The 10,302-nt window shown below is 47.7% G+C and carries 8 protein-coding genes and 1 tRNA gene; 2 read left to right on the top strand and 7 right to left on the bottom strand.

What is annotated here, in order from left to right:
• Window positions 1-274: 274 nt before the first annotated feature.
• Window positions 275-499: a hypothetical protein gene (locus DW033_RS22460; RefSeq protein WP_044546713.1), complete on the top strand. Its 225-nt coding sequence runs from the start codon at window positions 275-277 to the stop codon at window positions 497-499.
• Between the two features lie 240 nt (window positions 500-739).
• Here DW033_RS22460 and DW033_RS22455 read toward each other — a convergent pair whose 3' ends face one another.
• The 7 genes from DW033_RS22455 to mltG all read right to left on the bottom strand — a co-directional run bounded on the left by DW033_RS22455 (window position 740) and on the right by mltG (window position 9,972).
• On the bottom strand, window positions 740-2,470 hold the full coding sequence (locus tag DW033_RS22455) for a bifunctional UDP-sugar hydrolase/5'-nucleotidase (RefSeq protein ID WP_122383157.1): 1,731 nt from the start codon (window positions 2,468-2,470) through the stop codon (window positions 740-742).
• Window positions 2,471-2,488: 18 nt separating this feature from the next.
• The gene (locus DW033_RS22450; protein WP_122383156.1) at window positions 2,489-4,915 is read right to left on the bottom strand and encodes an alpha-L-rhamnosidase C-terminal domain-containing protein; all 2,427 of its coding nucleotides are present in this window, start codon (window positions 4,913-4,915) and stop codon (window positions 2,489-2,491) included.
• Window positions 4,916-5,036: 121 nt separating this feature from the next.
• Window positions 5,037-5,825 (bottom strand): 4Fe-4S binding protein, encoded by a 789-nt coding sequence (locus DW033_RS22445; protein ID WP_005865064.1) that lies wholly within the window; start codon window positions 5,823-5,825, stop codon window positions 5,037-5,039.
• 5 nt (window positions 5,826-5,830) lie between these two features.
• Window positions 5,831-6,340 carry a TlpA disulfide reductase family protein gene (locus DW033_RS22440; protein ID WP_029257199.1) on the bottom strand — a complete coding sequence of 170 codons (510 nt, stop codon included), beginning with the start codon at window positions 6,338-6,340 and terminating at the stop codon, window positions 5,831-5,833.
• 298 nt (window positions 6,341-6,638) lie between these two features.
• On the bottom strand, window positions 6,639-7,220 hold the full coding sequence (locus tag DW033_RS22435) for an indolepyruvate oxidoreductase subunit beta (RefSeq protein WP_034531934.1): 582 nt from the start codon (window positions 7,218-7,220) through the stop codon (window positions 6,639-6,641).
• Window positions 7,217-8,818 carry a thiamine pyrophosphate-dependent enzyme gene (locus tag DW033_RS22430; RefSeq protein ID WP_008780255.1) on the bottom strand — a complete coding sequence of 534 codons (1,602 nt, stop codon included), beginning with the start codon at window positions 8,816-8,818 and terminating at the stop codon, window positions 7,217-7,219. Before DW033_RS22430 ends, DW033_RS22435 begins: the two co-directional genes overlap by 4 nt.
• A gap of 104 nt (window positions 8,819-8,922) precedes the next feature.
• A complete protein-coding gene (gene mltG / locus DW033_RS22425; protein WP_036618006.1) occupies window positions 8,923-9,972 on the bottom strand; it encodes an endolytic transglycosylase MltG in 1,050 nt (349 codons plus the stop codon).
• 139 nt (window positions 9,973-10,111) lie between these two features.
• Between mltG and DW033_RS22420 the strand changes: the two genes are divergently transcribed.
• Window positions 10,112-10,198 (top strand) — tRNA-Ser (locus tag DW033_RS22420).
• Window positions 10,199-10,302 lie beyond the last annotated feature (104 nt).

The following is a 10,302-nucleotide window of genomic DNA, read 5'->3' as shown; positions in this document are numbered from 1 at the left end:
GTTTCATCATTTTGGACCGGCGTTCTCTCTCGAATGCGGGTGCAAAAGTAGTGTTATAAAACATAACTACCAAACTTTTCCGGTATTATTTTTCAAGTTTTTTTCACGAGGGGGATCGCGTACATTAATAATACGTCGATATCCATTCTCGGCTCACGTGGCCCACCACGTGCACTTAAAACAAGTGCTCCACGAGTACATTTGCACGTATGAAAACGACAAAAACGATCTTGGCCCCGATAGGAAATCACACAGAAAAAACGGCTTTTAGCTCATGAAATCATGCGAAATGCACTTGGTTTTAGTGCTTTCGGATCACGTAAACGTGGGTAAGGACCCATTATATCGCCCCCCAAAGACCCAAAAAGCCGAAGAGGGAAGAAGCACACAAACAACTGTATATCCACATGTTAAGGCATCAGGAAAATTCCCCGGTAAAAATCCTAGGGCGCAAAAGGCGCATCTTTACGCTTTCAAAGAAACATTTTTAGAAAAATAATATTTACATCACTCTACAGACAAGAGGGGTATAAACGTTATTTACAGAAAAAGTTTTAGAAACATACGTAAAGATGCGCCCCTTGCGCCCTAACCTATCAGCAACATCCCTAATACGGGATACAAAAAAGTCAATGGGACACGGCCGTAAAGTCATTGAGAAACCATCTCTATTCCATTGACTTTACCACCGTTTCCCATTGAGATACTATCGCAAACCAGACACTTCAAGGACGGAAACTCATTCCCCGAAAAGAAACTTACAATCCCGTTCGGCCGCCGGTCTCGTCCAATCCTGCGGGATCATTTGCCATTGGTTTAAAGGTTGTGGGCTAAGTACGCCCTTTTCCTTTATATATTGAATCATATAATAACGGAGGTCTTTATCGGTCGAATGAATGATACGACTCTTTAACTCGTCTTGGGGAATACCGGCCCCTTTCGTCAATAGCTCGCCTCCTCCGTTACCCCGGTAAGAGTTGAGAGCTACCTTATACGTTTTATTCTCGTCGAAAGGCTTACCATCCGCCATTTTCAAGATCGTGATCTTCTCGCCCTTGGGTTTCGTTACATCCACGGTGTAAATGATACCGGCCGCAGAGTCAAAGTTAAAACTGAAGTTGACGAACGAGGCGTAATTCTCCTGTCCTTTCTTTCTCTCTTTCAATAATAAGAGATGATCGTCCGGAGATTTCATCCGGTTGGTCCACATAGCGTATGATTCCTCCAAGAAACCTTTGATCTCGGCTCCCGTCAAATTCATCGTATAAAGCATATTCTCATATTTGTAAAGACTGAACATATCGCTGATCGTGATATCCCCTTTATCTATTTTTGCGTCAAAGGATAACGGGGCGGCAAAAGAGACGTCCGCACCAGTCAACTCCAATTGTAAAGAGTGAATAAAATCAATAAAAGCGGATGGCCCAAAGTAAGCGGGACGGGTCGCAATACTCTCCGTAAAAGTTCCCACCTTCTCGGAGACAAAATCATTCACCGCTTTGTATTGCGGAGCGAATTTCTCCATAAACTCCTCGCTAGGCTCCAACTTATCCACATCCGTCAAAACACCCGATACTTGTTTGTCCAAAACCTTTCCATGCTCCATCTTTAACACGACATCAACGGAACCGACTACACGCCCATTACTTGCCGGATTTATCAGTAACACGGAATCTCCCTCGATATTCGCTACCTTACCACAATACCGGCGATGATCATGCCCCATCATAACCACATCGAAGCCCGGAATGCGCTGGGCAACCTCCATCGACGCATCCTCACGGTACTTGCCGGACATGGTACGAGCCTCATTTCCCGCATGAAAGATACCTACCACAACATCCGGTTTCTCCTTCTCCTGAATGATCTTCATCCATTTACGGGCCGTCTCTTCCATATCGGCGAAATAAAGACCTTGCCACAGAGTCTCCGGTAACCATACAGGAATGGCCGGAGTAATCATCCCCAGTACAACGATCTTCACACCATCACGCTCAAATACCTCATAGGGCTTTAAATAGTTCTCCCGGTCGGAGGTACGGATAATATTGGCACCCAAGATAGGGAAATCACATTGTTTGATCCAACGATCGAAAACGGCATGGCCAGCCTCTACATCATGGTTACCCATATTTCCCGCATTGTACCCCATATAATTCATCATGGCGGAAGCTATATGCGTAGAGACCGTATCCATGAAATTGTAATAATACGCCGAAGGTTGTCCTTGCAAGATATCGCCATTATCCAATAGCAAAAGGTTATCGCCATACGCCCGGCGTTCTTCTTGCACGAACGAATATACCCGTGCCAGACTTCCTCCCCACTCCCGCTGCTCGATAAAATTATACGGGAAGAAGTTTCCATGGATATCACTGGTTTCCACTAATTTCAACTTTACTTCCTTCGTTGTCGCCGACAGACCGAGAGCGACCAGCAGCAATAAGGCAATTGAATAAACTCGTCTCATATAAGGATTTTAGATAGATTAATGACGCAAAGATAACGAAATAACCTGTTCGCCCGGTTTCAACGGGATTTCTTTTCCATTCCAGATAAATATACCCGTAGTACCTTCCGGCAAGACCAGACGGGCGGTTCCCTCACCTCTTTCATTCAATTTATAAGCGGCGGTCACGCTTCCAAGCGGATGTGGGATCGTACCGGAAACCTCCTTCAGTTTTCCCAAAGACGGAGCGATCCGTATCTTCCTAAATCCGGGAGCATCGCTATCTATCCCCAACAAGATCCGGTAAAACTCGATATTCGGACTGGCTCCCCAAGCATGGCAATCAGAACGGGATGGCTCCGGCATCTCTGCCCATGTGGTCAATCCCAACGCCATCTGATCCCGCCATATTTGTAAGTTATCCAAGAACTGATCCCCTAAACCGGAAGCTTTCAACGCTTGATTCAAGTAATAACGGAAATATATCGTACACTGGATCAAGCTCGTATCCGCCAAGGTTTGGTTCATCACCTTTACGGCCTCCTCCCCTTTCGTAACCCCAGTCAAGATCGCCAAGGCGTTCACATGCTGGGAATAGCTGCGATGATCCTGCGTATCGGCGAATAGATTACGGGCAGCGTCCCAATATTTCGGGCGGATCGTCTTACGCATCTCGGTAGCGATCTTCCGGTAATGATCCGCCATGGCAGGGAGGCCGATCGCTTGTTCCATCTCCACCGCAAACTCCAAGGTCATTATATACATCAAATCTTGGAGCGCCGAGTTTCCCTCTTTCTCCCGTATCGGCTCGCCATAATCAAAACCGGCCGCCCAATCCACGAAGAACCAATGAGGAACGTACGACAAACTATAATCCGGCTTCAACCATTGCTCGTACCACGACAAAACCTGACGGTAAGCGGGAAGCAAGGTCTTCATGTATGCCTCATCCCCACGGTACATCCAATAATCGTGCCCCATACAAATCCACCAGAGAGAGAACGAGGATATAAACTGATGTACGCTAGACGGATATCGGCTCATCGTAATCCCTTCCGCCACCATGGACTGCCGTCCTTGCTCTAGGGCATTCTTCACCATATAAGGGTCTGATGTATTATACATGGAAATCATTGCCTGTATGCGTGTATCCCCGAAATATTGCAGTTGCTCGTAATACGGGCAGTCCATATACGTCTCATTGGCGCACAGACGGGCGGTACGCCATCCTATCTCGAGCATACGGCCCAGCTCCTCATGTCCCGGAGCGGAGAAAGCGGTCTCGTTACGGAAAGGATAGGCGGAGAAAGTCCCATACATATCCTCGATCACCAAAGGCTCGGAAGCCGTCTTCACTTTCAACTCCACATATCTCCATGTACGCCACCACAGGGAGGTGAAGAGACGATTATCTCCCCCATCAGCCAGTATCTTATCCCCGTACCCGATAAACTGCTTATCCGTCAACTCGTCCCGATGTCCCTTGCCATTCAACGCATACGATTTAGTGGTCGATTCCTCTTCTTGCTTATAGAGGGCTTCCGAATAACCGATATGGATCTCGGCCTCCTTTCCTTTGCTGAAGGCTAAGGAGAAATAACCCGTCGTCAGGTAATCATTATCCAGAAGCAAGCGGACCTCCGTATTCGCCGGGATCGTCAAAGCTTTTGGCCAGTAAGGAAATCCTTGCGGGCATTCGATCCCTTCCGACCGGCGGAGCTTGGCCAGCCGCTCGATCCGGCTGTCCATCGGAGGTATCGGGCTAGGAACCAGCAACCGTCCCGGGTAATCTCTCGATCCTTTCGTGGCACCCTCCATGCCCCGTACGGCCTTCTCCCATTTCCTGTCGTCGTAATCCGGTTGTTCCCAGCCCCAAGGATAAGCGGAGGCTTCCAGTTCCTCGCCCGGGCCAGCCACGTAATACCCCAATACCTGCCATTCGGTCCAAGGAGCATACGCCTTATTACGCAGGCAGACCCAAGTGGTATCCGTATTTACCACCGCCTCATGCCCCGTATTGCCTTGCAGGATAAAACCCGTCTGATCGTAACTGATCTGGGCGACAGGTTTCCGCTCGGCATAATTCCAGACAACGGAGGCCAGCGTATTCTTCCCTTTCTTCAGATAAGGAGCCAGATCCACCGTCTCGAAACTCCAGCTATAGATATCCCCACGGGCCGGGCCCAAGGATACCAATTTCCCGTTTACATATAATTTATAACGGTTATCGGCGGAAACATGGACGATAAACCGGGAAGGAACCACCTCCAGATCGAACGATTTACGAAAATGATAGACCCCATATACATTCGGGGCCTCACCCGGGTAGGAGATCCAACGGGCTTTCCATCGTCCCTCGAAAAGAGAAGGATCGATCTTCTCCTGATTATACCCTTTCAGGCTAATCTGGGAGGAAAGGGAGAAGGCTTGAAACACAAAAAGCAAAAGGAATAAATAGGTTTTCATACAAACACGGTATTATTTGAGATTAACGATCCGAACAAAGGTACAAAAAAAGAGAAAGCGCCAAAAGAACTTTTGCCTTTTGACGCTTTCCCTCACAATATACCGGATGCCCGGTCCTCCATTAGAAGAATATCTCCGGCTCCCTGCGCGCGCTAAAGTTCTTATGGAGCATCGCCGTGTAAGGAGTATCGAAAGTACGTGCGCCCTCGGGACACTCTTTCACGCAGGCGCAACATTTGATACATAGGTTCGGGTCGCTATACATACCCTCGTCTGCCAAGGATATCGCATGCGTAGGACACACATCCACGCAATACTCACATTGCGTACATAAATCATTATCCGTAACAGGAGCTTGAGGAGTGGAAGGGCCTTTCACCCGATACGGGAAATTACCTTTCACCTCCAAGGCGGACAAGCATTCCACGCAGGAAACCTTCTCCAGCTCCTCGATAATCTTTTTCCCGAATTCCGTAGCCTGATTAAGATCCGACTCGTCCGGACGCCCCTCGGCAATGGGCATCCCCTTGCGGCTGAAAGAATGCTCGCCGATAAACGCTCCGGCAGCCACAGGTACGAACCCCTGCTCCGACACTAAATCACAGAGCTCTTTCAAGGCATCCTCATAATCCCGGTTCCCATACAGTACCACGGGGACTACCGGCGCATGGTGGGCAGAACGGAACATGCGAAAACGTTCCATGGCAGTCTCCGCCACACGGCCACCGTATACAGGAGCGGCTATAATCGTCAGCTCATCATCAATATACTCTTCCATATCCAGACTCTCACAAGTGACATCCGACTCGGACATCGAAGTGGCACCCATTCCTTCCGCTATCGCGTAAACGATCTTGGCGGACGTGTGTGTCGGAGAAAAATAAATTAAATGTATGTTACTATATTTCATGATTCTTATTTTAACGCACCCTCTATTTTAGTCATTAACTCAGCAAATTCCTCATCGGTATAGCCTTTGCTCGTATAAATGATCTTCCCGTCTTTTCCGACCAAATAGCCACGAGGGATCAAGTTCTTGGCGAAAGCGCCGAAAATAGCCCGGTCCTTATCGGGATACAAAGGAAAATCGAAGCCTTTTTTCTCGTTATATTTCTGTAGATCGGCATCGGAATGCTCACGCCCGATCACCAAGAGAACGAAGTCCTTGTTGTTCTTGTATTTCGGCCAGAGGGTTTGTTGGACAGCGGCCAATTCTTTTTGGCAGGGAGGACACCAAGTGGCGAAAAAATTCACGAGGATCACTTTTCCCTTTAACGAAGCGGACTGCAACTTACTCCCGTTGTCGGAAACAATCGTAAATGACGGCATGGTATCACCGACCTTCACGATATCGGAATTATCCTCCTGAGCTTTGCCTACGAAAGCCAATAACGCTAGTAAACTAACCAATAAATACTTCTTCATAACCTTAATCATTTCTCGTTTAGGATTCAGCGACAAAGATACATTAAAATTCTCATCAAACCGCATAATTCTAAGGCTTACGAAAGTTCTACGGTGCCGTACCTACCCCTCGACAACGCCTACGGAGTTTTTTCGATGCTGTACCTACCCCTCGACAGTGCCTCCAGAGTTTTTTTGATGCCGTACCTACCCCTCGACAGCTCTTCTAAAAGTTCTAGGGGGTTAGATGTTAAAAAAAACGTACGTGAAACCCGGAGATGTCACGTACGCTGATATCATGCAAACCCGGAGAAAGATTTTACCGCAAACTTTGCGCTAAGTCATAACCGGCTTTCAATGCCTTTAGGTTCATATTAACTATATCCTCGCCCTTACGACCGAATATCTGACGGATTCCCGCCTCGATCTTATCATACTCGATCCCGATAAATGGGGCAGCTGCACCCAACATCACGATATTGGCGGCACGGACAGAACCCGCTTCCTTGGCGATCTCCTCCACGTCCAATACGACCTTGTGAGGGAGCTTGTCCAACTCGGCGTTCACTTTCTCGATCTCCGGATAGTTCGGGATGTTCACGAACGGACGGGAGTTTGTCACCAGCCAACCCTCTTTCTTCAGGTAAGGCAGATAACGCAAGCTCTCCATCGGTTCCAAGGAGATGATCAAATCGGCGTGGCCCTTCGGGATCAAGTCCGAGGCGATCGGCTCATCGGAAAGACGCAGGTTAGACTGCACGTCTCCACCCCGTTGACTCATACCGTGAACTTCCGCTTGCTTCATATACAGACCTTCTTTTAAGGCGGCTTCTCCAATAACGGCGGCGATAGAAAGGATACCCTGTCCTCCTACACCTGATAGTATAATATCTGTTTTCATTTCTTGCTTGCTTTTTTCTTTCTGGTTAATGTCTGGATACACTCACGGCGGGGGATCAATACGGATACGCCCTTGTACTCGATTTCCTCACGGATGATAGACTTCATCTCCTCGAAGTTCTTTTTTAAAGGAACCATCACACGGATGTGAGCCGGATCCACACCGATACCGGCGCAGATAGACTCCAGACGTCCTGTTCCGGCGGAATCCTGCCCTCCGGTCATGGCCGTTGTCTCATTATCGGAGATAACGATGGTGATATTCGTGTTCTCGTTCACGCAATCCAGCAAACCAGTCATACCGGAATGGGTAAACGTAGAATCGCCGATCACGGAGATAGCCGGGAATACACCCGCGTCGGAAGCGCCCTTCGCCATCGTGATGGAGGCGCCCATATCGATACAAGAATCGATCGCACGGAAAGGAGGCAAAGCTCCCAAGGTATAACAGCCGATATCGCCAAACACCTTAGCCGTACCGTTATACTCGGCGATCACCTCGTTCAAGGCCTCATACATATCCCGGTGTCCACAACCTTGGCACAATGCGGGCGGACGTTGCTCAACCACCTCGGGGATCGCGTAATAGCTCTGGATCTCCTTACCCAAAGCTTTGCCTACCGCATCTGGCGTAAGCTCGCCGTCACGCTGAAGCGTACCGTCCAGACGGCCATGAACCGTCACGCCTTTCGCCAAGAAACCTTTTAATTGCTCTTCAACGACCGGATATCCCTCTTCCAACACCAAGATCTCCTTACACTCGCCAACGATCTTCTCCACTTGCTTTCTCGGAAGCGGATACTGGGAGATCTTCAATACGGGATGCTCGAAACCGTCCGGATAATTCTCGGAAAGATAATTGAAAGCGATACCCGTCGTGATGATACCCAAGTCTTTATTTGGGGCATCGAAATACTTATTATACGCGGAATTCTCGGAAGCTTCCGTGAAAGCCTCTTGAGACGCCAGCAAACTCTTGAAACGTTTACGAGCCAATGCCGGGAGTAAGATAAAACGTTGACGACCGTCTTCCGGACAATTCATCCGGTTCTCCGGCTTCAACGGGCTGGTTACGACACCGGCACGAGAATGCGCCATACGGGTCGTTACACGCAGCAAGATAGGATACCCTAATTTCTCGGATAACTCGAATCCATGATATACCATATCATAAGCCTCTTGCTGGCTGGATGGCTCAAACATCGGGATCATGGCGAAATTGCCATAAATACGGTTGTCTTGCTCATTCTGGGAAGAGTGCATGGATGGGTCGTCGGCCGTAAGGATGATCATACCTCCGTTGATACCGCTCATAGCGGCGTTCATAAAGCAATCGGCGGCTACATTCAAACCCACGTGCTTCATGCAGCAAAGCGCACGTTTACCGGCATAGCACATACCCAAAGCGGCTTCCATGGCGGTTTTCTCATTCGCGCTCCAGCGACAATGGATACCTCTTTCCTTCGTTACCGGAGAACCTTGGATATATTCTGTGATTTCAGTAGAAGGGGTTCCCGGGTATGCGTATACCCCGGAGATTCCAGCGTCTATAGCGGCTTGCGCTATGGCCTCGTCCCCCAAAAATAAATGTTTTTCCATGTGTATCTGTTTTCTTAATATTGACTATTCACACTATTTAGCCGCCAAAGGTAATGAAAAATGTTCAATTTAGAATGAGAGACTTATGATTTATACTAGATCCATTACCGTATCCGGCGCCTATTCAACTCCGCCCGATACCGGTTGGCATTACGGTTATGCTCCGCCAACGTCACGGCGAAATTATGCCGTCCCGAGAAATCCTCCTTAGCGCACATGTATAAGTATTTATGTTTCGTATGATTCAATACGCTATTCAAGCCCTTGATAGTAGGAATCCGTAGAGGACCGGGAGGCAGGCCCGCATATTTATAGGTATTATAGGGAGAATCTATTTCCAAATGCTCAAATAAGATACGTTGCAAAGAAAAATCCCCCACCGCGAACTTTACGGTAGGGTCTGCCTGTAAAGGAATACCAGCATGAAGGCGGTTGATATAAAGGCCCGCCACGATTGGATATTCGTCCGATGCCGCCGTCTCCTCTTCTACGATAGAAGCCAAGATAGATACCTCGACTGGAGTAAGCCTGATCTCCTCTGCCTTTTTCAATCGTTCCGGTGTCCAGAAAGCGTCATATTCACGCTTCATGCGACGTATAAATTTATCCGCGGATATATTCCAATAAATCTCATAGGTATTAGGAATGAAGAGGGCATCGATCGTTTCCGGGGTAAAACCTAAAGAGTCGCAATACACAGAATCATTCAATAGACGCAGGAGATTTTCCTTCCCGAACATCAATTGATCACTTATACGTTCCGCCAAATCTTCCTTGAAACGGATATTATTAAAAGTAACCCGGGCCGCTACTTGATGTCCTCTCCGCAAATCATTCAATAAGGTTAAATTACTCATGCCGGGCTTCACGGCGTATCGACCGGTACGCATGGACGCAGGATACTTCAACAATCCACTCAATTGCTTAAAGCTACCGATACGGAGACAGTTCGCCGAATCCCTCAACTGCCGGCAAAGATCATCAAAATCCTTTTTATCATCTATATAGACATAGACCGTCTTATCCGGCTTAAAATTCGGAGCCCAAGCCAAACGGTACACCCAAAAGCCTCCACCACCTATCAAAACAACGAGAATCGCTATCAAGGCGATAACTATCGGACGCCTCGATAAAATTTGTTTGTTCAAATCCATGAATAATCTATTGAATATCAGAATAAGGCACAAAAGTAGTATCTTTTTTCGAAAAAAATGATGTGCAAAGCCTTGTTTATTTAAAATTATAGTTCTACCTTTGCATCGCAATTCTAAGGAAGAAGCACAGAACACACAAGGAAGTGTGGGTGAGTGGCTGAAACCACCAGTTTGCTAAACTGACGTACTCGTAAGGGTACCGGGGGTTCGAATCCCCCCGCTTCCGCAAAGAGCCAACTAATAAATTTATTAGTTGGTTTTTTTGTTTTTAAGCCAACCGAATTAAAGTGTTTCATATATTTGTCATATTTGAACTTATCGTAAGTCGAT

Origin of the sequence: Parabacteroides sp. AF39-10AC (assembly GCF_003635405.1) — a bacterium.
Taxonomy (GTDB): Bacteria; Bacteroidota; Bacteroidia; order Bacteroidales; family Tannerellaceae; genus Parabacteroides; species Parabacteroides distasonis.
The sequence above is the reverse complement of the archived record's forward strand: the minus strand, read 5'-3'. Positions and strand labels throughout refer to the sequence as shown.

Excerpts from the sequence above, each read along its gene's own strand:
- DW033_RS22435 (WP_034531934.1), bottom strand. The coding sequence starts at position 7,220 with ATGAAAACAGATATTATACTATCAGGTGTAGGAGGACAGGGTATCCTT.
- DW033_RS22445 (WP_005865064.1), bottom strand. The coding sequence starts at position 5,825 with ATGAAATATAGTAACATACATTTAATTTATTTTTCTCCGACACACACG.
- DW033_RS22440 (WP_029257199.1), bottom strand. The coding sequence starts at position 6,340 with ATGAAGAAGTATTTATTGGTTAGTTTACTAGCGTTATTGGCTTTCGTA.
- mltG (WP_036618006.1), bottom strand. The coding sequence starts at position 9,972 with ATGGATTTGAACAAACAAATTTTATCGAGGCGTCCGATAGTTATCGCC.
- DW033_RS22455 (WP_122383157.1), bottom strand. The coding sequence starts at position 2,470 with ATGAGACGAGTTTATTCAATTGCCTTATTGCTGCTGGTCGCTCTCGGT.
- DW033_RS22430 (WP_008780255.1), bottom strand. The coding sequence starts at position 8,818 with ATGGAAAAACATTTATTTTTGGGGGACGAGGCCATAGCGCAAGCCGCT.
- DW033_RS22450 (WP_122383156.1), bottom strand. The coding sequence starts at position 4,915 with ATGAAAACCTATTTATTCCTTTTGCTTTTTGTGTTTCAAGCCTTCTCC.
- DW033_RS22460 (WP_044546713.1), top strand. The coding sequence starts at position 275 with ATGAAATCATGCGAAATGCACTTGGTTTTAGTGCTTTCGGATCACGTA.